Source organism: Streptomyces agglomeratus, assembly GCF_001746415.1.
In the GTDB taxonomy this organism is placed as follows: Bacteria; Actinomycetota; Actinomycetes; order Streptomycetales; family Streptomycetaceae; genus Streptomyces; species Streptomyces agglomeratus.
On the sequence record NZ_MEHJ01000002.1, the window covers coordinates 1 to 24,203 of the forward strand.

Consider the following 24,203-nt stretch of genomic DNA (forward strand, 5'->3'; position numbering starts at 1 on the left):
GACGTTGTGGCCGCTCTGCTTCTCCGCCTCGATGAACGGGTTCACCGTCAGCGGGTCTCCTTCGCGAAGAATGCCGTGGCCCGCTTGAGGATGTCGACGTCTTCTCGCAGGCGGCGGTTCTCCGCCGCAGCGCGGTCAGCTCCTCACGTTCGCTGCTGGTCAGTCCCTCGCGCTCGCCCGTGTCGACCTCGGCCTGCTTTACCCAGTCCCGCACCGCGGTCTCGATCAGATCGAAGTCCTTGGCGATCTGACCGACCGAGCGGTCACCACGCCGGCACACGATCTCGGCCTTGAACTCCGGTGTGAACGAACGGCGAGGGAGATTCCCCATGCTCTCCGTGATCAACATCCTTCCGGGGACGAACCCCTGATCTTAAATGTCCGTCAAAGCGGATCAAGCCCAGTCGCCAGTCGGACCGGGCTGGGACGGTACTGCAGCGTGCGCTGTCCCTGGCGAGGCTCCCGCTCCCGTGACACTGGTGCGCTTGACGGCGCGCCGTCCCACCCGTCCCACGGCGCGGTAGAAGCGGTCGGGCAGGAACACGGCATCAGCGACAATCATGGCGCCACTGAAGAGCGGCAGTCCCATGAGCACCGCGATGTTCACGTGCATGCCCAGCAGCATGGCTAGGACCGGGTATTTGAGCCTGCCGAACAGGACGAACGGAAAGGCGACCTGAACCAGCACCGTCAGATAGCCGACGGCGGCAAGCAGCACGTGATGACCGTCGATCATCTGCGACAACTCAGGCCATGGCCGGAACAGGTCGATGTTCAGGATGTAGTGGAGGGCTGTGCCGTCGCCCCACTTGAGGCCCTGCACCTTGTACAGGCCTGCGCATCCGTAGAGGAAACAGACCTGGGCTGCGATGACGAACATGCCGCAGTTGTGCAGCACAGTGATCACGCTGGTGCGGGCGCTGTCGAGTTGGTATCGGAGGCCGCCGCGGTGTGGGCCTGCCATCTTGCCCACTGAGGCCTGGAGCCGGGTCCTGCGGGCGTCAAGGGACCAGCGCCGGCCGCACGCGGTGAAGATGAGGTAGACGGCCATGAGGACCATGAGATTGTCCCCGCCGTCCGCCATAAAAATCGCCTTGGCGTGGAACGACACGACCATGACCGCGAACAGCACAGACACCGCCCGCGTCCGCCAGCCCAGCACGAACAGCGCGCAAGTGACGAGAGCCACGGTGTAGCACACCTCGAAGTACACCGGGTTGTCGGACAGGGTGAGGACGCTGGCCCACCCACTCTGATCGAACATCTGCCTGGCTAGCTCGGGCGTCCACGGTGAACCGGGGCCCCACATCTCGTCGCGGTGTGGGTACTCGCGAAGCAGGAAGATGAGATAGAGCAGACCGTACCCAATGCGCAGCATCGCCGCCGCGTAGAGGGAGACCGGCCGCTCGGTCAGGAGGAGGAAGAACGCATGGATCCGTTCGAAGACGTGCTGCGGCACACGCCCACTCGCCCGCTCGGTGGTGTTTCGGGACGCTGAGGGTGCCACGACCGTCGCCTGCTCAGTCCGTTCCACGCGTGGCCACCTTCCACCAGGGCAGATACCGAGTTTGGCCTCGCACAGGTGCCGTTGCGGCGGGGGGTCCGCCCGCTTCGCGGGGCGCCGCGATAGGCAGGGTGATCACCCGTAGCTGGATCGAGTCGAAGGTGCCGCCACGTTGGGCGGTGACGCGGTCCGCTGCGATGTTGCGCAGATACTTCTGAATCATCAAAGCTCGCTCCGTGCGCGGCCGGTCGTCACTGCCGTGCGTTTTGAGGTAAGCATTCCAAGCTTGGCGCAAGATATTCTGTGCTGTATGGCTGGGGAAGACGTTGTGCTTGACGGCAGAATTGTCTTTGGCACTCAGGCTGACCCAGTCGCTCACCTGTGTGGTGCCGTCCGGTGCTGTGTGCCTGACCCTCGCCGAGATGTGCCGGTTAACTGACTGCGGATTAGGGGCGAAGAGCCGCCAGTTTTGCTCGAAGACTGGCCGGACCCACGCGTTGGTCTGTTGGCTGTACATTTTCGAGATGGCGTTCGGGGGCGCCACGTACAGAAATACCAGAAGCACATGAACCAGGGTCGCTGCCAGACACAGGGCCACCGCGGCTCCCGTCACCGCGGTCAGCAGGCATGGTGGCCCTGAAATGCCACGAGTTCTGCGGGCCCCTCCGCCCCCGTCCTTCGCGGCCAGCTCGAGCTCGGTCCGTTGCGATTCCTTCATCTTCGTCGACTCAGCGTTGCCCAGCACAGCCCCACCCGGTCCTTCCCAGCCCGACTGCTCGCACCTGCTTCTCCTGCTTCCGCAGGTAACGCGCGATGGCATCGACGACGATCCACCGCGCGCCACCCGTATTTGTTGCGTGTCGGAGCATGCCCACCCATGCGCGCGCTCCGAAGAAAGGACCTATGCGCGACTCACTGCTCCCAGCGAACCGCAAGGGAGAAATTCACTCAGCTGGCGAAGGCCGGCTTGGACTGCCACTTGTCGTGGTGGTCGTTCTTCCCCCACTTGTCGTGGTGGTCGTTCTTCCCCACTTGTCGTGGTGGTCGTTCTTCCCCCACTTGTCGTGGTGGCCAGTCCCCGGCTTCCCGGGCTTCTCGTCGCAGTCGCAGTCTCCGTGTCCGCCCGTCGCGGCATCGCCCGTCGCGGCATCGCCCGTCGCGGCATCGCCCGTCGCAGCGTCACCCGTCGCAGCGTCACCCGTCGCAGCGTCACCCGTCGCAGCATCGCCCGTCGCAGCATCGCCCGTCGCAGCGTCACCCGTCGCAGCGTCACCCGTCGCAGCATCGCCCGTCGCAGCGTCACCCGTCGCAGCGTCACCCGTCGCAGCGTCACCCGTCGCAGCGTCACCCGTCGCAGCGTCACCCGTCGCAGCATCGCCCGTCGCAGCATCGCCCGTCGCAGCATCGCCCGTCGCAGCATCGCCCGTCGCAGCGTCACCCGTCGCAGCGTCACCCGTCGCAGCGTCACCCGTCGCAGCGTCACCCGTCGCAGCATCGCCCGTCGCAGCATCGCCCGTCGCAGCGTCACCCGTCGCAGCGTCACCCGTCGCGGTGGTGTCGTCGTCACATGTGGGCCTGGTAATCACGTTGTCGTCCAGTGTCACGGCCCCGTTGCGGGCCAACGCCCGGCCCTGGATGGTCGCCCCATTGGTGACACTGATCGAAGTGAGTGCCATGAGGGTACCCACGAAGTTGGAGTCGGTTCCGAGAGTGGCCGATTCATCAGTCACCCAGAACACGTTGCACGCCTGGGCGAGGTTCTGAAGGACCACGCTGCTGGCGGATGCCGTCGTCAGGCCGGCAGGAACCTTGAACACCCAGACGGCATCGGGATTGTTTTGTCCGTCCAGGGTCCAGGTCCCGTTGATCAGGAGTCCGGACGTGACGGCGTAAGTGCCGGGAGCCAGCGTGGGATTCACTGGCGCTGCGGGAAGGTTGAATTCCGTGGGCTGTCCGAAGGCGTTGTCGTACGCAGTGGCCAGGTCGGCTTTCGCCTGCATCGCCACACCGTCCGCCACGTGGATTGTCCCGCCCGTGACCGTCCCAGGCGGGAATCCCGTAACGGCCGACCCTGGATGTACGCCGAGGTCTCCGGTGACTACTGAGGGGCCCTCGTTGGTGACCGTCGAACCGGCCAGCACCGCGAAGCTTTCCGCGGTACCCAAAGGTACAGATGTTGCCGCAAGTGCCCGAATAGGCGTCACTGCCACAACGGCAACGGCGACCAGCAGGGTGAGTACCCCCGCGATCCAGGCGGACATTGTGCGCCGATGCGGCGCATCGGGCATGTTCAGTGTCATTGAGGAACCAACTCCTGTAGGGGTGGTAACGTCCGGCGAAACTTAATCGCCTCTCTTGTCGGCGGGAGATTACCCAGATAACCCTTCATAGCTACGATCCATCGGGCGGTGTCGCCGGAATTTATGTGCATCACGAAAATGTATGACGAACGTTGACCCGACTGGCTATCCCTCATCCAGCGGCGATCCATCGGTGGCGCGGTCGACCGCCAATGGAATAGGCCTGCACCTACAATGTGCCTCGGCTGAATCGCGCTTAGCGCGGAATGGGGCGAGTGAGCAGCGACACTCCCCTGAATAGCGCAAGCCAAGAAGCGTCCGCCGAGCCGGAGCCGAATGCCGCAACTAATCACATATTCATATCGTCGAGTCCGATAGCGGGAACTGAAGTTCGCCAAAGCGTCGGGCGAGTGGTGGCCAGGACGACCTAGACGCCATCGCGGCGAAGCTCAACAACCGTCCGCGCAAGTGCCTGGGGTTCCGGACGCCAGCCGAGAGCGTTGCCTTGACCGGTTGAATCTAAGACGGCTTTCTTTGCGAAGGAGAGCCGGTGACGGTGCACCCGTTCATCGAGGCGGAGAAGCAAGACGGTCACAACGTCAAGCGCGCATGTGAACTGCTCAAGGTCTCCCGAGCCGCCTTCTGCGCCCGCCGCACCGGCAAGCCCGGTTCGCGGGCGGTCCATGACGCGGAACTGACCGGGCAGATCTCCGAGGTCCACGCCCAGTCGCGTGGCACCTACGGCGCTCCACGCATCCAGGCCGTGCTGAAACGCCAGGGTGCTGTCTGCGGACGCCGCCGCATCGCCAGACTGATGGGAGCGGCGGGCCTGGAGGGCCGCCACCGCAGACGACGGTATCTGACCACCGTCCCCGACTCTCGCGCCGCCACCCGGCCCGACCTCATCCTGCGGCAGTTCGGTCCCGACCCGGCCGGCGCCCACACCCGCTGGTGCGGCGACATCCTCTACGTCCCGACGGAGGAGGGCTGGCTCTATCTGGCCACCGTCATCGACATCGGCCTTGCGCCGGGTGATCGGCTGGGCGACCGCCGACCACCTGCGCATCGCTCTGGTCGCCGACCCGCTCTCACGGCGGCCTGCCGACAGCGTCGTCCCACCCGGCCGGTGATCTTCCACTCAGGACCGTGGCTGTCAGTACACCAGTCGGCAATGGGCCTCGCCGGCAACAGAGTTCGGCATCCGCCTGCCGGTCGGCCGCACCGGACAGTGCTGGGACAACGCGCTCGCCGAGTCGTTCTTCGCCACGATCAAACGGGAGTTGCTCGACACGAGTTCCTGGCCCAGCAGGGCCGCCGCCCGCACCGCGATCTTCGACTTCATCGAGGGCTGGTACTACTTGCACCGACTGCACAGCAGCCTCGGCTACCGCAGTCCCGCCGAATACGAGAACGCACTCGCAGCCTGACCACCACACCAATGGTGGACTCTGCTGCGTAATTGGTGGGGTCACGCGATGAGTTGGTAGGCGAGACGTTCGAGTCGGCTGGTGCGGTGCGCCGGAGGGGATGGTCGGTCCAGTACGCGTCGAGTCTGATCACGTTGAGGGCGGTGGCGAAAAGGCGTGCTGGGGGCGGACTTTCGGCAGGCCTCGGTAGTGGGCTCGGCGGATGCCGGTGATGTCGAGGGCCTGGTGGATGGTTGCCTCGACGCCGGCGCGGAGGGCGTACGTGTTCTTCCAGGTGTCGGTCTTCTGCTCGGCGCGGGCCCGGGCGAGGGTTTCGTGGAGTTCCTTCGGCCGCAGGGTGAGCATGCGGCGTCCGGGCTTCGAGGTGGTGCACTGCTTGTGGAAGGGGCAGTCCCGGCAGGTCAGGACGCTGAAGTTGGTGACGATGGCGTCCTTGCCGTGCTGTTTCACCGGGTTCCGGTGGGAGCTGGTGCGGCCGGCGGGGCAGCGGGCCCGGCGGGTCTTCCAGTCAATGGTGAAGGCGTTCTTCTCGAAGCCTTCACCGGCCCTTGCCTGCGTGGAGTGGTCCAGGAGGACCGCGTGGCCATGCGGACAGGACTGTCACGGTGCTTTGGCGAGTCGGCTCCAGGCTCCTGTCAGGTCACGTCCGTCCGGCGGCAGCGCTTGCTGCGTGCCCGGCCGGGCGGTCGACAGATCAACGCCAGGACACCCGCAGGGTCAGTCGTAAGCAAGAGTCAGACCGCCTCGACCGGGGCTACCCGATCCTTGCGGGATCCGGCGCGAAAAGGACTGACAGTCGAGTGCGTCGCCGACGGTGCCGAGGATGGGTGCGGCGCCGGCTTCGGACAGGCGCTGGGTGTAGCGGATGGACAGGTATTGACTGCCGGCATCGCTGTGATGCACCAGCCCGTCCAGGTCGCCCACGCCGTCGCGGTCAGGGGACCAGATCGCCATTTCCAGCGCGTCCAGGACGAGCGCGGTGCGCATGTGGTCCGCCGCGCGCCAGCCGACGATCTTCCGGGAGGACACGTCCAGGACGAAGGCGACGTAGACGGTGCCGACCCGGGTGGCCACGTAGGTGAAGTCGGTGACCCACAGCTGGTTCGGCGCCGTGGCGGTGAAGTTCCGTTTCACCAGGTCCGTCGGCCGCTCGGCGGCCGGATCGGTCACGGTGGTGACCTTCTTCCTCCCACGCACCGCGCCGGTCAAGTTGAGGACCCGCATCAGGCGCTCGACGGTGGAACGGGCCACGAGTATGCCCTCCCGGCGTAACTGCCGGGTGATCTTCCTTGCTCCGTAGACCCGGAAGTTGTCCTCGTACACGCGGGTGATCTCCTTCTTCAGCCATTGGTCCCGCAGCTCGCGGGCGGACGGGCGGCCCTTGCGGGCAACCGCGGCGTAGTAAGTGGACGGGGCGAACTGCAGCTCATTGCAGATCGGCTCGACCCCGAACTGGTCGCGGTGGGCGTCGACGAACCCGGTCATCTCGGCAGTCGCGGGTCGAGCTCCCGCGCGAAGAAAGCCGACGCGGCCTTGAGGGTCTTCACCGAACGCCGCAGCTCACGATTCTCCCGCTCCAGCTCCGCGATCCGCTGAGCATCCACGGTCGAGGTTCCCGGCCGCTGCCCGACGTCGATCACCGCGCGCTTGACCCACTCCCGCAGGGCCTCACGGTGCACCCCGAGCTGAGTGGCGACCGGGGAGACCGAGCCGACCTTCTGACCGGTCTTCTGGCGTATCTCGAACACGAGCCGCACGGTTCGCTCCCGCAGCTCGGCGGGGTACTTCCTCGGTGCCGGCATGACTCCAACCCTTCCAGGGATCAGAGCCTCCGAAGAACACGGGGCGGTTCAAAACGGGCTGGCAGCTGGTCCTTGAAAGACCAAGCGGTTCGGCACTACAACCGCCGAAGTTCGGGGCTTGCTGGCCTGGCTGATGGAGCGGCAGGTCAAGATGGTGGTGATGGAGGCGACCTCGGACTACTGGCGGCCGGTCTGCTACCTGCTTCTGACGCAATCGCATGCGTCACACTACCGAGCAGGGCACCGTTCCTGATCGGGCGCTCGCCAGCCGATCAAATGTGTGTGTCCGGCTCGCGACGCATATGGGCCGGAAGGGAGCAGGTGATTGTGCCGCCCGGAAGGCGATGGCGGTTCCTTGCGACCACCTGGTAGACGCCACCTGCCATCCAGTTGAAAGGCGGCATCCTGAGAACAATCCCGAGCCACCTCCAGCGTTTTCGTCCAGACATCAGCATGGCGGAAAGGGCGCGCGGTCCGCCGTACACAGTGCCGCCGACCGGGCTGATCCAAAGGACCTCGCGGTCGGCTCTGTCTTCGGTGACACCCAGGGTGGCGAGGTCAGCATACTGCCAGGGGATGAATCGGACGCGCGGTTGGATTACGCGTCTAGCAATCTCGATTGTTCTGCCACAAAAACCGCAGTCTCCGTCAAACAGTAGAATCGGCTGGCTTACCACCTTGGCTACTTTCCTTGCATTGGCTGTGGCGAGGAGTCTCTATATGCGGTAATTAAAAGGATTGGCGCACAAAACAGCCAGAACTCCAGTCCATACCGCATGGCGTGGAATGCTACCTCGGACCACCGTGCCGGCCCGGCATTCTCCCACCTACAGAGCGTCGACTGATCCCGTCTGTGCCGGGGTAGAAAGGACGTCGTCAAGTTGTCCGTGACCTGGACGGCTTCGCGCTTTTTGGTGTCCACGCTGATCACCGGCTCGCCGTCGGCCTGGTGCTGTTTGACCTGCTCGTTGATGTAGCGGAGCTGGGCGTCCCGGTCGGGGTGCTGGGCGCCCTCGAGGGTCTTGACGTTCGCCTGCGGGCTGAAAGCCCCTGAAGTTCTCCTGTCGCGGCAGCCGACCCACGTCGACGCGGACACCGGGTGCCCCTGCCGCTCAGATCCTCGGCCAGGTGCCGCAGCGACCTCGTCGTCCACCTCAGCGGCGACTGGGCGATCACCCCCTCGTTTGGCTCCGCCAGTCGCAACAACGCCTGGAGCAGGGCTGGATTGGTATCTTCGGTCCGTGTGCTGGCTCTGCCCGGTGCACGCACCGGCCGCCGGGCATCGGGTCCGGCCCCCGCTTCCAGCTCCGACATTCCACGGCGCACGGTGGTCTCGCTGACCTGGGCGATCCGGGCCACCGCCCGTACGCCGCCATGCCCAAGCAGCCGGGCCTCGGTGGCCGGGGCAGCCGCCGCTGCCGCTCGTTCTAGTGCGCAACAACACCGAGCATCTGCAGCGGAGTCAGGAACAGATTTTTTTCGGAACTGCCATACCTTGACAGCGAGCCCGCGCTCGCAAAGCAGCGCCTTTGCGAACGCCGTCGCGCGTCCGCTGGGGCGGCGTACGGCCGGACATGGACCCCCTGGGCGGCCTTTCGAGGATCGCCCCGCCGAAGGGTCCGCTCGCAACCATGCGGCTTCCGGATGCTTCCGCAACACGATTGCGAGATCAGCGCGCCGCAGGGCGTTTTGTGGCATTTCGGGCTAATCTCCCGTGACTGTACGAAGTCGATCTATTACTGATCGCCTCAACCTCACTCCACCGGAGATGACATGTACAAGCTTCGCAAGGCTGCCGTCCTGGTCGCCGCCATCGCCAGCGTCGGACTCATGGGCGCCGGCACTGCCCACGCCGGCGGCGACAAGGGTAACGACAACTTCAACATCAAGCAGAGCTCCATGTGCAAGTCGCGCGACCTGAACGTCGACGTCCTCGGCCAGGTCGGCATTCTCAACGGCCTGGGCGGCAACCTGCTGAACGGCGAGGGCAACCCGGGCGCACAGGACACCCACCTCGGTTCGACCATGGGCTGCAACAACAGCGCCTTCTGAGGCCGTGTCCGGCGGATCATGACGGATCGATCACTAGCACCGGGCGCTCTCCCGGCGCCGATGCGGTCATGGTCCGCCGGACACTCCCTAGCGGTCCCCTCGTACCGATTCCGTGAAGGGTCCCCGCGCCGCCGTCCTCCCGCCGCTGTGCGCACGTTGTCAGGCAGTCACGGCAGCTGTAGATAGCTCTTGCCTGTCGCTCATCGCGGCTGGTCAGGGCACTGTCACGTTGTCGGTGACCGGGACCGGCCTCGAACTCGCCCCACCCGCGTCAAGCCCATAATCAAAGATCAGTATCTCGCCACGAAAGCGTCCACGAACGGGGAGTTCGGTCTCCACCGGGGTGGAGATGAGCCGCGGGCCCGGTGGTCAAAGGACACACTTCCACAAGACCATCTCGGAGTCGTTCTTCATCCTCGACGGGACGGAGCGGCTGTTCAACGGGGTGGACTGGGTCGATGCGAAGAAGGGCGACTTCCTGTTCGTGCCGCAGGGCGGCTTGCATGCCTTCCGAAACGATTCGGACGCCCCGGCGGAGATGCTGATGCTGTTCGCGCCGGGGGCACCACCGCGCGAAGAGTATGCCGAAGGGCTGTCGCAGCTCGCCAACGCCACCGACGAAGAGCGCACCGAGTTCTTCATCAAGCACGACTCGTACTTCGTTGAACAGGGCAGGCCCCCAAAGTCCGCGCCCGCTGCACCCGTTCGTGAACCCGTCGCGAGGACGGCTTCGCGAACGGGAGAGCCACGGGCCCGGCTGCTGAGTACCGAAACCGCTGCTGTTACGCGCGCCGCTCAGCGGGAGCCGGGCCCGCAGCCGAGCCGTGGAAGGGCCTACCCGGAGCGGGCGTCTGCCGGACCGGGCCGGTTCGGCGCCGGCGGCCGGGCGATGGACGATCCGCGCCCGATCGCTGCTTCGTGCGCTGCGCCTGGACGCCCGCGTTGCCGATGTTCCGCTCTCCGGCGTCAGCGTCGCGGCCCCCGGACCCTTGCTTCCCGACCCATGGGGGCGTTGTCACTTCATCGGGGTGTGGTCGTCTGAAGGCAAGCCGGAGCTCGGGTTTCGGTCCGGTTCAGATCGTGGCGGGTCTGCCGATGAGGCCGGTGATGTGGTCCCAGGTGGTGAAGCGGGCCCTCATCTCGAAGCGGTGGCGGCTGGCGGTCATGAGGTGACGTCCGGGCCGGAAGTGGGGTGAGATTGCGGTGAAAACGGACAGGAACCGCTGCGCTGCGCCGGCGGAGCGGAATCGGTTCATCGCGCGTTCGCGCCGCCGGGTTGGTTGGTGGGAGCTCTCGGCCCGTTGTGCAGGCCCTCGTGCGAGCGTTGCTCCACCGAGGGCATCACCTCCCGGTGGGCCGTGCCGTAGGAGCGGAGCTTGTCGCCCGCCGACGCACGCACCGCCGAAGCCCACTTGGACGCCGTCCGCTCTTAGAGGCGACGTCTTCAACGCGATCCTCTACATAAACCGCACCGGGATCCCTTGGGAATACCTCCCGCACGACTTCCCGAACCACGGCACCGTCTATGCCTACTACGCCGCGTGGCGCGACGAAGGGGTCTTCGCCCAGCTCAATTACGACCTGACGGGACTGGCCCGGGTCAAGGAAGGGCGCACGTCCGAGCCCACCGCCTCCGTGATCGACACCCAGAGCGTGAAAACCTCCAACAACGTGCCCCTGACCAGCCAGGGAACGGATGCGGCCAAGAAGATCGTCGGAAGGAAGCGCGGCATCCTCACCGACACGATCGGCCTCATCCTCGCCGTGACCGTCACCGCCGCTGGCCTTTCGGAGAACGCCCTGGGGATACGCCTCCTGGACAAGGCGAAGGAGACGTACCCGACCATCTCCAAGAGCTGGGTCGACACCGGCTTCAAGAACGCCGTCGTCGAGCACGGGGCGAAGCTTGGAATCGACGTCGAGGTCGTCAACAGAAACCCTCAAATCCGTGGCTTTCATGTCGTCAAAAGACGCTGGGTGGTGGAGCGGAGTATTGGATGGATCATGATGCACCGCCGCCTCGCCCGCGACTACGAGACCCTCACCGCCAGCTCCGAAGCCATGATCCATATCGCCTCGGTCGACAACCTCGCCAAGCGCATAACGGACGAGACCACCCCAACCTGGCGAGGGACTTACTAGGGCATCAAGGGCAATCTGCCTACTTCAAACGCCCTCTGAGATCGCGGACGCGGTACGCGAGCAGGCCGACCTCGCCGAGCAGCACGTCCGGATGCGCACCAGCACCCAGGTGCAGCTCGAAGCCGCCGAAGAGACCGCGCGCCGGATCCAGGCACTGACCACCGGGCAGCTCGCTGCCGCTCAGCGGGACGTCGAGGCGCACCTGGCGCAGGCCGACCGCGTCCTCACCCAGGCCCGCGCCCAGGCGCAGCAGGTGGCTGTACTGGCTGGTCCCGCCCGGGACGTCGAGCCGGTGGGTACCTCCCTCCCACGCCGTATGCCTCGGCGCCCCTCACGTGATCACCCTGCCCTCCCTGAGCAGCCGCACCCCGTCGGGCCCCTACTGGCTGCGTCCGTCAGCGAGCGACCGACTCGTGCCGACTGGACCGCTTCCCGAGGCCCAACTCCGTGTCGCTGGCGCTGTCCCCCTCATATTCCAGCGACACGGTCCGCTCCCCCGCTGCCAGAACGGATCCGGTTCCGGCAGCGGGGGTCCTTTGAGACGAGATACGGATAATGACGATGCCCACCGACACCGTGGACCGGGGCATGGAGCGGCGCCTGGCGTCTGCCGTTTGGCTGGTCAGGCAGTACATCGCTCAGCACTGCTCACCGGGTGGGCCCCTCCCAAGTGCCCGCTCCCTGGCTCACCATCTTTCGGTGCCGTACAGGACCTTGAAAGCGGCACTTGTCCACCTGGACGGCATCGGCGAAGTCGTCTGGGGCATGCACCAGCGCGGCGAGGTTCTGGCACCCGGCGACGTGCACCCCGACGACGTGGACCTGCTCAGGGAGGTTCAAGCACGGATCAGCGCCGGCATCTACCACCGGGGCCAGGCCATGCCGACCTCAATCCTCGCCGTCGCGCATGGCATCCAACCAAAGTGCATCCCGCGCGCGTTCCGCCACCTGGTGGCCGACGGCACGCTGCACCACGACGAGCACGGCCCCCACGGGCCGGGCTACTACGTCAGCGCCCAACCCCTGCCCCTGCCCTGAAAGGAGTCCTCGGCATGACTAGCCAGCCCAGCACAAACACTAAGCAGCACCCAGTGGACAAAGTGGAGATCATGGCGCTGATGGACTCAGTGCTGGGCTGGGACCTCAGCAGCCGCGACAGGAAACAGCCACCCTCCGAGACCGTCTGTCCGGGACGGACACGACCGGGTGGCGTACCGGCGGCGTAGGGCCGCACTGGAGTCGGTGTTCGTCGCCCGCCGGCTGTCGGCGCCGTGGGCGCTGTGTCCGTCGACCACCGAGGCCGACGTCGTGCGCGAGTGGCTGACGTGGGCGTCGGTCGGGATGGAGGGTGTGGTCTTCAAGAGGCTGGGGGACGCCTACCGCCCGTCGGTGAGGGGCTGGGAGAAATACAAGGTCCGCGAGACGAGCGAGGCGATCGTCTGCGCGGTCACGGGTTCTCCGGCAGTTCTCCGGACGCTGCTGCTCGGCAGGTACAACGACGAAGGCCGCCTTCAGTACGTCGGCCGCACCACCACCCTCGCCCGGGCGGCAGGTGCTGCGGTCGCCGGCCTGCTCATCCAGCGCGGCACGGTCATCCGTGGACAGGCTGGTCGTTCTCCGCAGGGTGGGGCAGCCAGGAAAAGCTGGTCGTCACGCTGGTGGAACCCGAGCTGGTGGTGGAAGTCGCAGTCGATGTCGCCCGCGACGCCTCCAGCCGGTGGCGCCACCCCGCACGCTGGCACCGCGCCCGACCCGACCTCTCCCCCGCCGACGTCAGGTCAGATTTGCAACGCGGATCTGGTGCGCGCTCGCTTCTCACGTCTCCGACGGCCGCGGCTGCTCCGGCGGAACCGAGCTCTCGGCAACCGCCATCCACTGGTCAAGGTCGGCCTGGGTGAACTCTGCCCACGGTGGGATCTCGGGGAGCTGTCGGAGCAGGTCGTAGGCCTCGGGGATTTGCGGACCGCGGAGGACCGGGCAGTGGCAGCCGGCGATGACCTCGGCGTTCAGGTGTTGGAAGTCGGTGACAACCGTCCGGAACTTTTGGGCGTCCACCAGGGCGACCCAGGGGGAGACCAGGCTTCCGCCGAAGAACTGGCCGCCGCGGAATTCGTCTGGCGACAGCGCCGCCATTTCGGGCATAGGGGTCGGCACGTTCGTGGCGAAGGTGTCGACGGCCCACAGGACGTTGGCCTTCGGATCGAAGAGGGCGCGGGTTGTGGGGTTGTCGTACAGGGGCGGTCGCTTGGCGACCAGAGTGCGGTCGCCCGCGTCGATCGTGTCACCGTCGATCATGAAGCGGCACCGGTTGATGGGAGTCTCCCACTCATCGGCCATGCGGCCGATGGAAAACCATGTCGTCAGCAGGGTCGCGTTCGGGCATTCGGCGAGGACCGGCAGAAGGTTGCCGGCGTGGTCGCGGTCGTCGTGGGTGAGGAAGATCCACCGGACATCCAGTGGATCCACGACGGACCAGGCTGCCTCCAGCCACTGGGATCGCACTGCGGGCGCCCCGGTGTCCACGAGGACCGGTTCGGCTCCCCGGATCACCATCGAGTTCATCGGGAAGTGGCCGACCGGCGGGGCCTCGAGAGCCCACGGGATGACGAACGTCTCCTCGGCGATCTTGTACGGCTGCAAAAGGTTGAACGTTTCCATGTCTGTCATCGCTGCTCTCCCTAGGACGGAGTGGTGCAGCATCCATTCCAGTGCAGCCCCGTGCCGGGCCGTCGTCAAACGCGAACTCGTTACGGTCGGCTTCGGTGAGCGACCATGGGTTCCGGCCGGTGTTGGTGGTTTGGGGGCACCGACGGCGCGGTGTCCCAGTACGGGTGGCACCACAGGCGTACGGAGCACGGCGCAGTTCCCTATAACAGGCCAGGCGCACGCCAAGCGGGCATTACTGAGGTTTTCAGGGTGGGGTCGGTGGGTTGATGGCCAGTCTTGTGGCGGTGAGGCAGCCGTCGATGAGACGGGGTCGGAGTTGGATCCTGCGTAACTCGCTGCGGAGCTTGCGGTCGAGGTCGTCGGGTGTGGTGAAAGCGGTGTTGGCCATTGCTCTGCGCACGAGTGACCAGACGGCCTCGACGGGATTCAGGTCGGGTGCATACGGCGGAAGCCGGACGGTGGTGAGCCAGTCGTGTTCGGCCTCGTACCGCTTCAGCCCCGCGGCCAGATGAGTGTTGAGATTGTCCCAGACCACCACGATCGGTCCGTCGAGTTGGATGTGTGCCCGCACCAGGAGGTCGCGATAGTCCTGCCAGGAGAAGCTCTTGCGGGCGCCCTTGAGCAGGAGGTGCGTGCGGGGCCGGTGGATGAGACGGCTCTTCTCGCCGGCCTTGTAGCAACACAGCGCGGCAACCGAGGTCCGGCGGCGGGACCTGCCACGCACGCGGATGACGGGGGTATGCCCGCGCCGGCCCCAGGTGCGGGCACGGGGCGGCGTCATCGAGAAGCCGGCCTCGTCCTCGAAGACGATCCAGGCCCCAGAGGCCGCCGCGAGCCTTTTACCCGGGGCCACACCTCCTTCTTCCACAGCTCCACCGCGTGCTCGTCACGCTCCAGTGCTCTGCGGGCGGGCGCCTGCCAGGACCAGCCGTGCCGTTTCAGTAGCCGCCACACCGTCGCCACCGACAGGCTCACTCGCAGCCGACGGCGGATCACCGCCTGGACCCGGACCAGGGTCCAGCGTTCGTCTTCGAAGCCGTGCGTCGCCGGGCCTTTGCCGAGTTCCTCCTCCAGCACAGTGAACTGGGCATCGGTGATGGCCGGTGAGTTCGCCGGACCCGCAGAACGCAGGCCCTCCATGCCGCCCTCGCGCCAGGCACGGCGCCAGCGTTCCACCGACCGCACGCTCACTCGCAAGTCCTTCGCGATCACCGCGGTCTTCTCACCCGCCGCGAACCGTTGCCCGGCCTGAAGCCGGATCTCCTCACGAAACGCCCGACGCTCAGCGGTCAGGCCCCCACCCTCCGAATACCTCATCCCACCGGCATACCGCAGGGATCATGAACCGTCACCACCCGACGACAACACGAAAATCTCAGTAGATGGAGGGCAGCAGACGGTCGTGTCTCTCATGGAGGGCGTGGGGGCCGTGATGCGCTTGCTGACCTGCTCGCGTGGAAGGACCAGGTATGAACGATGGAGGCCGCCTTCAAGTCGGCCGCACCACCACCCTCGCCCAGGCCGCAGGTGCTGCGGTCGCTGTCCTGCGTGACGACCAGCTTTTCCTGGCTGTCCCACCCTGCGGAGAACGACCAGTCTGTCCACGGATGACCGCGCCGCCCCGCAGCGAGCAGCGTCGCGGGCGACGTCGACGCCGACTTCCACCACCAGTTCGGGTTCCACTACTCCGGCCGGTGGCGGCACCCCGCACGCTGGCACCGCGCCCGCTCCGGCCTCTCCCTCGCCGACGTGCTCCGCCGCGCACTGCGCGCTTACATTGCCGAGAAACTGCCCGACCCGCACGACCACACGTCCGTCCAGACGCCACATCGGACGACTTCCACGAAGCCCTGATCTACGTTGGTGCCGGCCTGCTCCTGGACCAGCTCGGTCAGCACGTCGATGAACGGCTGAGCAGGCGTGCCCGGTTCGATCGCGGCGGCGGCCTGCTTGACGGAGCGGATGAGCGCGCGTCGCGACCAGTACGTCGGTCGCGACGCGCGCTTCGCCATGCCCCCGCGCGCCTAGCTGTAGGGCTGGGCTGTGCCGAGCAAGCCCGCTGATGCCACTCCTGCGAGCGAGGGTGTTCAGGCGGTGGTGCGATTGCCCTGGCGGGCGGTGAGCGCGGCCGCGGCGCTGGGGTAGGCGGGCAGGAAGGTGTCCATCCCGGTGAGGCTGAGCAGTCGGTCAAGCCGGTCGGGGATGGTCGCCAGGGTCAGGGAGCCGTCGGCGTCCCTGGCGCAGCGCCAGATGCCGACGAGGGCTCCCAGGCCGGAGGAGTCGCAGAAGGTGACGCCGGACAGGTCGGCGACCAGGTCGGGGTGTCCGGCTGCGATGAGTTCCAGGGCGCGGGCTCGTACGGCGGGTGCGGTGGTGATGTCGAATTCGCCGGACAGTGCGATCACGGCCAGGGCGCCGTCGGTGTGCGGCACGTCGATGTGGAATGCGTCGGTCATGGGAGTCGGTTCTCCTGCCGGACAGAGGTGTCGGCGGGTGCGGTCGGGGCGGCGGCGCTGTGAGCGGTGGTGATGATGCCGGCGGGAGCGGCATCGGGGGTGGGGACGGACAGGGCGAGCAGGGCCACGTCGTCGCGTTCGGTGTCGGGGAGGATGTCCAGGAGCGCGACGGTGTCGTCGATCAAGGCGCCGGCGCTGACCGGTGCCTGCCGCTGGGCCAGGAAGTCGGTCAGGCCTGTGTCGGCGAGCATGTGGCCGTCGGCCGTGCGGGCCTCGGTCAGCCCGTCGGTGTAGAGCAGCAGTCCGTGGCCGGGTGCCAGGTGCAGGGTGCGTGAGGCGAAGGCTGCTTCGGCGAACGCGCCGACCAGCATGCCGCCCTTGGCGCGGGCCGCCTCGACCCGTACACCGCCGCCCTGGGTGGGGCTGAGGTGGTAGGCAGGCGGGTGACCGCCAGTGGCCAGTGTGACCGTGAAACCGCCTTCCCCGGCCGGGTCGAGCAGGCCGAAGACGGCGGTGCAAAAGCGCGTCCCGACCGCCGCGTCCAGCAGCAGCGCCGTGTTCAGGGCCTTCAGCGCGGCCATCGGGTCCGCGTCGACGACAGCCACGACCCTGCGAGCGCGGCCTTCGATCAAGTCGTCTTCGACTTCCGCCCGGGCGTTCGGGCTGAACTACTCGCCCGTCAGCGAGATGGTTGGGCTGAGTGCCTCTCGGTTGCACGCATCCTGGACGAGCACCTCTCTGGGTCCGTTCCCGCGGTGGAAGGCTTGGCCCAGCGCATCGAATTCCTGACGCCACCGGATGAGCTGATCGTGACGGCCCAGAACTTGCCCTTTCTCCAGGTAGAGAAAGCTGTCTTCAAGGCAATGCCTCCCGGCCCCCACAACGCGGCCACCCGCCGGATGGCCGACAACATCGCCGCCTTCGAGAGGGCCAACACCCCGGACACATCCAACTGAGGATGCTCACCGCAGGCATCCACAGGCTCCGGGCGCCTCCCTCAGCCACCCTGCGCGGCACCAGGGCCATCGGCATCAAGTTCGACAAGGAGACATGCCGCCCCTGCCCGGTGCGCGACCAGTGCACCCGCTCGAAGACCGGCGGCCGGACCCTCTCCCTGCAACCCCGCGAGCTGCAAGAAGTCCTCGACCACGCCCGCCTCCAGCAGAGCGACGAGCAGTGGCGAGCCAAGTACGGAAAACGCGCGGGCATCGAGGGCACCATCCACCAAGCCGTCGCGGTCACCGGGATAAGACGTGCCCGCTACCTCGGTCTCCAGAAGACCCACCTGGAACACGTCTTCTCCGCCGTTGCACTCAACCTCATTCGCCTCGATGCCTGGTGGAACGGGACCGCACCCGCGTCAGCCACCTGGCCCGCCTCGACCTCTCACTCACCGCGTGACCGTGACAGCCCTCGCGGGCGATATTCCGAGAGGGAATCGACCTGGGTGTTCGCCGCTACTCGATGACTGCCGTCGCCGTCCCGTAACTGGAATCGGTCATGAACGCCGCTTCGTACTTCTGGCCCGTCGCGACGCGCTTGTCCCTCTTGAAGTAGTCGTAGTGCATCGCGCCGAACCTGTAGGTGCCCTGTGACGTGCACGGCACCTGTTCCGTGAAACCGCTCAGTGCTTCACCCAGGACGACCACGTTGAAAATCTCGCCAGGTACAAGGCACGTACCGCTCCAGTAACTGACCGCGTCGGCCGGGCTGGGAGTGCCGCCCAGCCCGTCGAAGTGGAGCGTCCACTCCGCCGCCTTGCCCCTGACGGGCGCTGCCTGCGCTGTCGCTGGAATGCCAGCGAGGACAGCCACAGCCGCCGTACCGGCCAGAGCGCGTGACGTGCGATTCATGAGGAAACCGCCTTCCATCCCCGGACCGCCTGAGGCACTTGGATAAAGATCCCCACATCGCGCCCTCCAAGATCCCGAAGCAGTTGCAGTTCACCCACGACGGGGCGCCCATCCGGCCCGGCCCCGCGCTCGGCAAGGGGCTACCCACCGGTCTTGCGGCTGGTGACGATCCTGCCGGCTCATTAGGTCACGCGGTGAGTGGCCGCTGCTGTTCTGACCAACGAGCCGCCAGCCCCTCCGGGCACGGAATCAGCCAGCAGGATCGGCATCAGACGCAAACGGACTTCTTACGGGTCGTCGTCAATGACGTCACGGTCCCCTGGGAACCAGGACTGGAGAACGCCCTCAGTCACATCGACATCACTCTTATCGCCGGCCAGACACACAACCGCTTCATCGGGTATGGCCGGCGGAGCGAAGTTCAGCGCAGCGGATGCAGCAGCACCCCGGACCACCAGGTGGTCCGGGGCGCTGCACGGGCGCTCGGGAGGCCCCTACGCCTCAACGTACGCGACGATGGTGAACTGTCGAAGGGCCGTGACGTAGTAGATGACGCGGACCCCGTCGACGTCGTCGACGTAGTCGCGCAGCAGGGTGCCGGGCACCGGCTGCCAGGTCGGGCCGGGACGCTGATCGCGACAATCGCGCGGTCCAGGCTGTGCGTCTCGCTCGCCGTGAGCTTCGCCAGCTGGCTCAGCGCGGGCTCCACCAGAACGACCTGGGACCGGCGCGGCGCGTGCTCAGGCGACACGGGGCTGCTCACCGGCGAGGCGCTCCAGGTGCGAGTCGCGGGCTTCCTCCCACAGCACGCCCGTCTCCCGTCACAGGTAGCCGCGGGCGGCGATGTCCTCCAGCACCGAGGCAAGGACGTCGACCCGCGCGCGCTGATCGGCCGCGTACGCGCGAACGGACGCTGCGGCGTGCTCATCAAGGGGCTGGCGGTCGGGTGCAAAGGCCGGCTGCTCGCTCATCCGGGACTCCTGGGCTTCTCTCGGACGTGTGCCACCATCCGTAGCGCCAGGCCGGGCCATCGGACCCCGGTACAGACGAACCAGGCCACCGCGAAGCTGCCGTCACAGCTGTAGCGGGCGAAGGCCACCAGCATGGTCGGCAGTGACACCAGCAGTGAGAGGCTTCCCGCGGTCTTGATGTCCACCGCGAACAGCAACACGATCGTCGGGATCAGCAGCTCGCCCCCGGCCACACGCATGATCGCAGCGACCACCCCGATGCCGAAGCCGGCCACGACTCCGCACGGCACCTGAGCCCACAGCGGCAGCGCGGGCGTCTCCAGGACGGTGGTGTGCGTGACCATCAGGGCCGCGGCCATGAGCACAATCAACGCCGCCAGCACCTTGTACAGGGTGGATGGGGTGCAACAGCCGCCGCAGCCCGGCTCCACACGGGCGTTCTAGCAGGTCAGATGTCAACGCAGTCTGGTGCGCGCTCGTGTCGCAGAGCGATGTTCCTCCGCCGGTCAGAGCCGGGATCGCCGGTCGCGGAGCACCTTTGCGCGGCTTAGCCTGAGATCAGGGGCCTTCGAGTGGAAGGGAACCTCGAGATGCATTTCGTCCTGATCGCGACCCACACTCCGGAAATCTGTCCGACCTCCAACGCGACAACGCGCGACCTGATGCTGAAGACCGGTCCTGACGTGCCGAACCTCGCCCAGAAGGCAGGCGTCGAGATCGTGGCCGGTCCCTTCGTCAACCGCGAACACACGATTGTCGCGGTCGTGCAGTCCGACAAGGTCGAGAATGTCGACCGCTTCCTGATGGAGTCTCGTCTCCCGCACTGGAACCGTGTCCGCGTGCTGCCGTCGCTGACCATGGAGGATGCGCTCACCGAAGTCGAAGCGCAGACCCCGATCTTCTGACCCACCGCTCAGGCACGCGGCCGGTGCTTCGGTGCGGACGGTGCGGCCATCGTGAAAGCCGTGTGCGCCGCGCGGGCGCGGCGGGTGCCGACGAGCGGCCACAGCTCGTGAAGTACGAGGTCGGTCACCGGCAGCTGATGTCCGCCCAGCCTTCGGCTGGTGGTGCTCGAAGCCACCGAGCGGATGCGACTGGACCGGGAGCGGGTCGCGGCAGATACCGCTCTGGTAAACGGCAAGGCTGCATGGCTCGTACAAGGCGCTCGTCGCTATGCGCTCCGGCTCGACGCCGAGCCACCGGACCTTACCGACCCGCGTTCCCTCCCCCCGACGCCCGAGCTGTTGGTCTCCCTTCGGCAGGAGCAAAGGGGCGACCTTCCCGAATAGAGCCTGCTGCGGAGTGACACCAGAAACTGGCCGCGGGACCTGTCCCGGTCCGCGGCCCATCGGCTCCGATGGCCGTCAGCCGACGGAGTCCAAGTGATCTGGTGGGGGACGCGCGGCATCTGTCGCCGTCGGCGCAGGAGGTTCTGCGGTTGCGGGCGGTGGCCGCGTTGGTGGCGGGGCGGGACCGTGAGGACGTTGCGGCGGTGTTCGGGGTGTCGTTGAAGGCCGTGGACAACTGGTGGGCGAGGTGGCAGGGCGGGGGCCGGGACGCACTGCTCGCGCAGCCGCGTGGTCGCCCGGTGGGGGTCCATCAGGTGCTGGGCGAGGCCAAGCAAGCCGCCGTGCGCCAGGCCGTACTTGACTATCGGCCGAGCGATGTGGGCCTGGTGGGGCAGTGTGGAGGCGGGGCTGATCGGTGACCTGATCGCGAAGCTGTACCGGGTGCGGCTGACCGAACCGGGAAGGGCAAGTACCTAAAGCGGTGGGGGCTTTCCTTCCGGCGTCCCGACAAGCGGGCGGTGGAACAGGACCCGCGGGCAGTGCGGCGCTGGCACGAGGAGACCTGGCCGGCGATCCGGGCCAGGGCGAAGGCCGAGGGCGGTGAGATCCTCTTCGCCGACCAGGTCGGTGTCCGTTCCGATCAGGTCACCGGCCGGACCTGGGGCGAGAAGGGGCGTACCCCGATCGTGCGGCGCACGGGCAACCGGTTCTCGGTGAACGCGATGTCCGCGATCAGCACCAAGGGCCGGATGCACTTCATGGTCTTCACCGAGACCTTCGACGCCACCGTGATGTGCCGCTTCCTGACCGGCCACGGCTCGCCGACCGGCCACAGCATCGCTGCACTTCCTGCCCCCGTGCTCGCCGGAGCTGAATCCCGACGAGCTGGTCAACGCCGACCTCAAGCACAGCCTACCCAAAGGCCACCGGGCCCGGAACCAGGCCGAACTCGCCGCCGAGACACGCCGATTCTTCCGCAGACGCCAACGCCAGCCCCACATCGTCCGCGGCTACTTCCACGGCCCCCACGTCCGCCACACCCTCAACAAAAACCCTTTGAGTTTCTGATCAATAGGTGTGAATCAGATCGGACATATGAAGCTGCAAGAGCCGTCGTCACTTTTCGGCCACTCGCAGCACATCCGGGCGAGGCCAGCATCACGCTCGACCTTGTCGCGATCGAGGAACTCCGTGACGATGCGGCCGTCTTCAATACGCGTGACCCCTACTTGCTTTTTGAAGTCGATCTTCAGTATTTCGAGCTCCAACCTCCTGCATTTCACCGCATACCTGTCAGCGGCCTCAGGGTGCTTGGCGAATAGTTTGTCGACTTCTTCGAAGAAGTCAGGGTCGCGCTCCGGTCCGCAGGCGGGCTTGGTGTTCATATCTACACTCCCCAGCGTTGCGCGCTTGGATCCCCCAATCCATGGTCTCTCTGCCATGAGCCCGGTGCCACCGGGCCCAGGTACGTCCCCCGTTCAACCTGTCAAAGAGACACGCTCTAACTTGACTCTGTCGGGGATCTTGGACCCGTCGAGGTCAGGTACCCAGAATTCGCCATGACTTCGGCCGGGGTATCTCGCGCTGGTCGAGGTAGTTCTGGAAGGCAGCTCGGTGCGGACGCGAAGTTGCAGGTCGCGGAGCTCTCGCGGGGGAAAGCCCACGGTGCGGGCGCTGTCGGCGGTGGTGGTGCACTGGGTGCGGGCCGGGCAGGGCTGGCACTGGCTTTTGGTGAACCTGGCCACGATCAGCGGGGCGGCGGTGAGCGAGGAGGTCGGGTAGGGGCCGTGCCAGCCTTGGCTGACCTGGCCCTGGGGGCAGGTGACCTGCTGATGGTCGTAGTCGATGTGGAAGTCGTCCCGGGCAAAGCCCTCGCTCCGGCGGTGTTGCCGGGTGGGGTTGCTCCGGAGCGGCCCGGAGACGGTGACCTGGTGTTCTCGGGTGGCTTGTTCCAGGCGGGGCAGGGAGGTATAGCCGGCATCGACCAGGTGCTCGGCGGGCAGGAGTCCGCGGAGGGCCAGGCGGGTGTGGATGCCGGGCAGGACCTGGCTGTCGTGGGTGGTGGCCGCGGTGGTGGCCACGTCCGTGATCACGTTGGGGCCGTCGGGAGCACAAGTCTCGGTCAGGTGAGCGGAAAACCCCTTCCAGCTGATGATGTGTCCGTGCCGTGCGTAGCGGGCCGAGGTGTCGTAGGGAGAAACGACCGCCCGGGACGAGGGCGGCAGCCCGAGCCCGCCTTCCGCCTCGGCAGTGCACCAGCGCCGGTGGCCTGCGGCGTCACGGTGGTAGTTCTGCACCATGATCTGGCGCAGGGCCTGGACGCGAGGGCCGGACGTGTGGTCTGTTCCGTGCTGGTAGAGGTGCTCCAGGAGCCGGACCGCGTCGTTTCCAGTGGCAAGGATCCTGGTCTTGGGCTTGGTGGGGTTCTTGCCCAGGCGGACCGGTCGGCCGTAGCGGCGCCCCCAGTCCTCATCGACCAGCTCGTCCAGCAGGTGAGGGGAGGTGCCGGCGACCTCTTCCAGTGCGGCGCGGACCGCCTCGGTGATCAGCTCCAGGCGAGTCAGGTCACGCACCGCGGCCAGGACATGGGTGGAATCGGTGCGCTGGGTGGTGCGCTCGCGCACCAGTCCGGCCTCCTTGAGACGGGCCAGCGCAAGGTCGAGGAGGCGGTCAGCACGGTTGCCTTCAGCAAGACGATCGCGGAAATCGGCCAGCACGCTGTGATGGCACCCGGGATCGTCCAGCTCCATGGCCATCGCGTACTTGAAGTCGATGCGGCAGCGGACCGCCTCGGCGGCCTGCCGGTCCGACAGGCCGAGCAGGAACTGCAGCACATGGGTGACGGTGAGTTTGTCGTCCTCGGTGAGCAGGTCCTGGTGGCCGCTGGGGGCCGGATGTGGAGCGGCGACCTCGCCGCCGCCCACGGACTCGAATCTCCGACGAGCTCTACATGGCCCGCGTCTGGGCGCTCATCCGCAAGGAAGAAGCCGCCCGCACCGGCGGCCGCCCCACCGCCTTCACCCAGGCCGCACCGGTCGACTCGCTGCCCGGTACGCCGGGCCCGGGCGTTCCGGCCTGGGTGTGGAAGTACAGCGTGCTGGCCCTGTCGTCGGGCGGGTTCGTCGCCCTGGCCGGGTTCGGCGTCGGGGCCGCTGCCCCGGGCCTAGCCCACATCGACGACATCCTGTCCGCGCTCGGTCAGGCCGTCATGACCATCGCCATCCTGGCCGTCCTGGTCAGCGTGCTCCTGGCCCCGGGCACTCGCAAGCGCCGCGGCGGAAACGGCGGCACCACGGTGACCATCAAGAAGGCCGTGTTCAAGCGCAACCGCTTCAACGGCTGACCAGGCCAGCGGGTGTCAGTCCTCGTACTCGACCCACGCTTCCGCGTACGCCTCGACGTATATCTCCTCCACCGCGGCCGGCTCCTCCACGGCCTCGACCCACTCCTCCTCTTCCACCCACTCTTCTTCAACCCATTCGCCGTCCACTCCAGCTCCTCCCCATCGCGCAGCGTCGCCTCAGCGTGATGCACAACCCTCCCCGTACAGAAGAGGGCCCGCCGATGCGGGCCCTCTTCCGCGTCCGGTTGCCCCGCACCGTCACCGGCCCCGAAGCGGCTCCGGTGGCGGTCCAGGCCGACTGGCCCGCACCACCCGATACGCCCTTCCCAGTCCCTGACTTCAAGGAGCGCCGACCGTGGAACCGACCCGCGCGTACTCTCGGCGTGCACCAAGCCTT

31 protein-coding genes, 6 pseudogenes and 1 other annotated feature are annotated in these 24,203 nt (G+C 66.9%); of the genes and pseudogenes, 13 read left to right on the forward strand and 24 right to left on the reverse strand.

Annotation, left to right across the window (positions count from 1 at the left end):
* From AS594_RS36660 to AS594_RS48130, 5 genes and pseudogenes are all read right to left on the reverse strand, one after another.
* The coding region (locus AS594_RS36660; protein ID WP_141747234.1) for a transposase at positions 1-349 on the reverse strand (349 nt) is incomplete at its 3' end.
* A 45-nt stretch (positions 350-394) separates the two neighbouring features.
* A complete protein-coding gene (locus tag AS594_RS36665) occupies positions 395-1,378 on the reverse strand; it encodes an HTTM domain-containing protein (RefSeq protein ID WP_107358145.1) in 984 nt (327 codons plus the stop codon).
* Between the two features lie 142 nt (positions 1,379-1,520).
* The gene (locus AS594_RS41880; RefSeq protein WP_240508864.1) at positions 1,521-2,249 is read right to left on the reverse strand and encodes a DUF5819 family protein; all 729 of its coding nucleotides are present in this window, start codon (positions 2,247-2,249) and stop codon (positions 1,521-1,523) included.
* 156 nt (positions 2,250-2,405) lie between these two features.
* Positions 2,406-3,014, reverse strand: a complete 609-nt coding sequence (locus tag AS594_RS48125) for a pentapeptide repeat-containing protein (protein WP_167368182.1) — start codon at positions 3,012-3,014, stop codon at positions 2,406-2,408.
* A 79-nt stretch (positions 3,015-3,093) separates the two neighbouring features.
* Positions 3,094-3,804: pseudogene (locus AS594_RS48130) on the reverse strand (ice-binding family protein); the annotation flags it as partial.
* A gap of 556 nt (positions 3,805-4,360) precedes the next feature.
* Here AS594_RS48130 and AS594_RS48135 point away from each other — a divergent pair.
* Positions 4,361-4,600, forward strand: a pseudogene (locus AS594_RS48135) (IS3 family transposase); the annotation flags it as partial.
* Between the two features lie 409 nt (positions 4,601-5,009).
* Positions 5,010-5,231 carry an integrase core domain-containing protein gene (locus AS594_RS45570; protein ID WP_240509221.1) on the forward strand — a complete coding sequence of 74 codons (222 nt, stop codon included), beginning with the start codon at positions 5,010-5,012 and terminating at the stop codon, positions 5,229-5,231.
* A gap of 129 nt (positions 5,232-5,360) precedes the next feature.
* Here AS594_RS45570 and AS594_RS41900 read toward each other — a convergent pair whose 3' ends face one another.
* The 5 genes and pseudogenes from AS594_RS41900 to AS594_RS46820 all read right to left on the reverse strand — a co-directional run.
* Positions 5,361-5,801, reverse strand: a complete 441-nt coding sequence (locus AS594_RS41900; protein WP_107358019.1) for a transposase — start codon at positions 5,799-5,801, stop codon at positions 5,361-5,363.
* A gap of 147 nt (positions 5,802-5,948) precedes the next feature.
* Positions 5,949-6,716, reverse strand: a complete 768-nt coding sequence (locus AS594_RS36680) for an IS3 family transposase (RefSeq protein ID WP_069925107.1) — start codon at positions 6,714-6,716, stop codon at positions 5,949-5,951.
* Positions 6,642-6,755: a sequence feature (AL1L pseudoknot), on the reverse strand. Its footprint overlaps the gene before it by 75 nt.
* Complete coding sequence (locus AS594_RS36685) at positions 6,713-7,033, reverse strand: transposase (RefSeq protein ID WP_069925108.1); 321 nt, start codon at positions 7,031-7,033, stop codon at positions 6,713-6,715. Its footprint overlaps the feature before it by 43 nt. Before AS594_RS36685 ends, AS594_RS36680 begins: the two co-directional genes overlap by 4 nt.
* Positions 7,034-7,305: 272 nt before the next feature.
* Positions 7,306-7,710, reverse strand: coding sequence for a thiol-disulfide oxidoreductase DCC family protein (locus AS594_RS41905; RefSeq protein WP_079148664.1), 405 nt, complete (start codon positions 7,708-7,710; stop codon positions 7,306-7,308).
* A 218-nt stretch (positions 7,711-7,928) separates the two neighbouring features.
* Positions 7,929-8,477: pseudogene (locus AS594_RS46820) on the reverse strand (ISAzo13-like element transposase-related protein); the annotation flags it as partial.
* 329 nt (positions 8,478-8,806) lie between these two features.
* Between AS594_RS46820 and AS594_RS36695 the strand changes: the two are divergent.
* Together AS594_RS36695 and AS594_RS46825 are read left to right on the forward strand one after the other, a co-directional pair.
* Positions 8,807-9,085 carry a hypothetical protein gene (locus AS594_RS36695; RefSeq protein ID WP_069934868.1) on the forward strand — a complete coding sequence of 93 codons (279 nt, stop codon included), beginning with the start codon at positions 8,807-8,809 and terminating at the stop codon, positions 9,083-9,085.
* 349 nt (positions 9,086-9,434) lie between these two features.
* Positions 9,435-10,127: a cupin domain-containing protein gene (locus tag AS594_RS46825; RefSeq protein WP_176743564.1), complete on the forward strand. Its 693-nt coding sequence runs from the start codon at positions 9,435-9,437 to the stop codon at positions 10,125-10,127.
* 31 nt (positions 10,128-10,158) lie between these two features.
* Here the strand turns inward: AS594_RS46825 and AS594_RS48140 are convergent.
* Positions 10,159-10,481 (reverse strand): annotated as a pseudogene (locus AS594_RS48140) (DDE-type integrase/transposase/recombinase); the annotation flags it as partial.
* A 38-nt stretch (positions 10,482-10,519) separates the two neighbouring features.
* Here AS594_RS48140 and AS594_RS36705 point away from each other — a divergent pair.
* Positions 10,520-11,227, forward strand: a pseudogene (locus AS594_RS36705) (IS5 family transposase); the annotation flags it as partial.
* 19 nt (positions 11,228-11,246) lie between these two features.
* On the opposite strand, the gene AS594_RS36710 reads toward AS594_RS36705, so the two are convergent.
* Positions 11,247-11,429 carry a hypothetical protein gene (locus AS594_RS36710; protein ID WP_069925111.1) on the reverse strand — a complete coding sequence of 61 codons (183 nt, stop codon included), beginning with the start codon at positions 11,427-11,429 and terminating at the stop codon, positions 11,247-11,249.
* 497 nt (positions 11,430-11,926) lie between these two features.
* On the opposite strand from AS594_RS36710, the gene AS594_RS36715 reads away from it, so the two are divergent.
* The gene (locus AS594_RS36715; protein ID WP_141746910.1) at positions 11,927-12,265 is read left to right on the forward strand and encodes a hypothetical protein; all 339 of its coding nucleotides are present in this window, start codon (positions 11,927-11,929) and stop codon (positions 12,263-12,265) included.
* Between the two features lie 777 nt (positions 12,266-13,042).
* Here the strand turns inward: AS594_RS36715 and AS594_RS36720 are convergent.
* The 5 genes from AS594_RS36720 to AS594_RS36740 form a co-directional block, all read right to left on the reverse strand.
* Complete coding sequence (locus AS594_RS36720) at positions 13,043-13,894, reverse strand: MBL fold metallo-hydrolase (RefSeq protein ID WP_240509329.1); 852 nt, start codon at positions 13,892-13,894, stop codon at positions 13,043-13,045.
* 244 nt (positions 13,895-14,138) lie between these two features.
* Positions 14,139-15,211, reverse strand: a protein-coding gene (locus AS594_RS48145) for an IS630 family transposase (RefSeq protein WP_420877877.1) whose coding sequence is annotated in 2 segments (ribosomal slippage) — positions 14,139-14,701 and positions 14,701-15,211 — 1,074 coding nt in all. Because the reading frame shifts where the segments join, the coding sequence is not laid out codon by codon here.
* 455 nt (positions 15,212-15,666) lie between these two features.
* A complete protein-coding gene (locus AS594_RS44135) occupies positions 15,667-15,906 on the reverse strand; it encodes a hypothetical protein (RefSeq protein ID WP_069931714.1) in 240 nt (79 codons plus the stop codon).
* A 75-nt stretch (positions 15,907-15,981) separates the two neighbouring features.
* A complete protein-coding gene (locus AS594_RS36735) occupies positions 15,982-16,350 on the reverse strand; it encodes an STAS domain-containing protein (protein WP_069934036.1) in 369 nt (122 codons plus the stop codon).
* Entirely contained in the window at positions 16,347-16,982 is a 636-nt protein-coding gene (locus AS594_RS36740) for a PP2C family protein-serine/threonine phosphatase (protein WP_240509330.1), read from the reverse strand. Before AS594_RS36740 ends, AS594_RS36735 begins: the two co-directional genes overlap by 4 nt.
* A 132-nt stretch (positions 16,983-17,114) precedes the next feature.
* Here AS594_RS36740 and AS594_RS36745 point away from each other — a divergent pair, with 132 nt between their 5' ends.
* Entirely contained in the window at positions 17,115-17,306 is a 192-nt protein-coding gene (locus tag AS594_RS36745) for a hypothetical protein (RefSeq protein WP_069931717.1), read from the forward strand.
* A gap of 2 nt (positions 17,307-17,308) precedes the next feature.
* Complete coding sequence (locus tag AS594_RS36750) at positions 17,309-17,818, forward strand: transposase (RefSeq protein WP_240509331.1); 510 nt, start codon at positions 17,309-17,311, stop codon at positions 17,816-17,818.
* Here AS594_RS36750 and AS594_RS36755 read toward each other — a convergent pair.
* The 3 genes from AS594_RS36755 to AS594_RS36770 all read right to left on the reverse strand — a co-directional run bounded on the left by AS594_RS36755 (position 17,808) and on the right by AS594_RS36770 (position 19,605).
* Positions 17,808-18,203 (reverse strand): hypothetical protein, encoded by a 396-nt coding sequence (locus AS594_RS36755; RefSeq protein WP_141747235.1) that lies wholly within the window; start codon positions 18,201-18,203, stop codon positions 17,808-17,810. The genes AS594_RS36750 and AS594_RS36755 overlap by 11 nt on opposite strands.
* Before the next feature lie 821 nt (positions 18,204-19,024).
* Complete coding sequence (locus tag AS594_RS46835) at positions 19,025-19,174, reverse strand: hypothetical protein (protein WP_240509332.1); 150 nt, start codon at positions 19,172-19,174, stop codon at positions 19,025-19,027.
* On the reverse strand, positions 19,171-19,605 hold the full coding sequence (locus tag AS594_RS36770) for a TSUP family transporter (RefSeq protein WP_420877915.1): 435 nt from the start codon (positions 19,603-19,605) through the stop codon (positions 19,171-19,173). The genes AS594_RS46835 and AS594_RS36770 overlap by 4 nt, the downstream gene beginning before the upstream one ends.
* Positions 19,606-19,746: 141 nt before the next feature.
* Here AS594_RS36770 and AS594_RS36775 point away from each other — a divergent pair, with 141 nt between their 5' ends.
* On the forward strand, positions 19,747-20,079 hold the full coding sequence (locus AS594_RS36775) for a hypothetical protein (protein WP_240509333.1): 333 nt from the start codon (positions 19,747-19,749) through the stop codon (positions 20,077-20,079).
* Between the two features lie 8 nt (positions 20,080-20,087).
* Here the strand turns inward: AS594_RS36775 and AS594_RS45105 are convergent, their stop codons facing one another.
* A complete protein-coding gene (locus AS594_RS45105) occupies positions 20,088-20,255 on the reverse strand; it encodes a hypothetical protein (protein ID WP_167368140.1) in 168 nt (55 codons plus the stop codon).
* Positions 20,256-20,531: 276 nt separating this feature from the next.
* Between AS594_RS45105 and AS594_RS48150 the strand changes: the two genes are divergently transcribed.
* From AS594_RS48150 to AS594_RS48160, 3 genes and pseudogenes are all read left to right on the forward strand, one after another.
* A complete protein-coding gene (locus AS594_RS48150; RefSeq protein ID WP_069931719.1) occupies positions 20,532-20,882 on the forward strand; it encodes a helix-turn-helix domain-containing protein in 351 nt (116 codons plus the stop codon).
* 90 nt (positions 20,883-20,972) lie between these two features.
* Positions 20,973-21,209: pseudogene (locus AS594_RS48155) on the forward strand (transposase); the annotation flags it as partial.
* A 139-nt stretch (positions 21,210-21,348) separates the two neighbouring features.
* Complete coding sequence (locus tag AS594_RS48160) at positions 21,349-21,531, forward strand: hypothetical protein (RefSeq protein ID WP_420877925.1); 183 nt, start codon at positions 21,349-21,351, stop codon at positions 21,529-21,531.
* Positions 21,532-21,545: 14 nt separating this feature from the next.
* Here AS594_RS48160 and AS594_RS46845 read toward each other — a convergent pair whose 3' ends face one another.
* Positions 21,546-21,848, reverse strand: a complete 303-nt coding sequence (locus tag AS594_RS46845) for a hypothetical protein (RefSeq protein WP_069931721.1) — start codon at positions 21,846-21,848, stop codon at positions 21,546-21,548.
* Positions 21,849-21,941: 93 nt separating this feature from the next.
* On the reverse strand, positions 21,942-23,387 hold the full coding sequence (locus tag AS594_RS36795; protein WP_240509334.1) for a transposase: 1,446 nt from the start codon (positions 23,385-23,387) through the stop codon (positions 21,942-21,944).
* A gap of 26 nt (positions 23,388-23,413) precedes the next feature.
* Between AS594_RS36795 and AS594_RS36800 the strand changes: the two genes are divergently transcribed.
* The gene (locus AS594_RS36800) at positions 23,414-23,806 is read left to right on the forward strand and encodes a hypothetical protein (protein WP_069931722.1); all 393 of its coding nucleotides are present in this window, start codon (positions 23,414-23,416) and stop codon (positions 23,804-23,806) included.
* Positions 23,807-23,821: 15 nt separating this feature from the next.
* Here AS594_RS36800 and AS594_RS47375 read toward each other — a convergent pair whose 3' ends face one another.
* Positions 23,822-23,953, reverse strand: a complete 132-nt coding sequence (locus AS594_RS47375) for a hypothetical protein (RefSeq protein WP_256097109.1) — start codon at positions 23,951-23,953, stop codon at positions 23,822-23,824.
* Positions 23,954-24,203 lie beyond the last annotated feature (250 nt).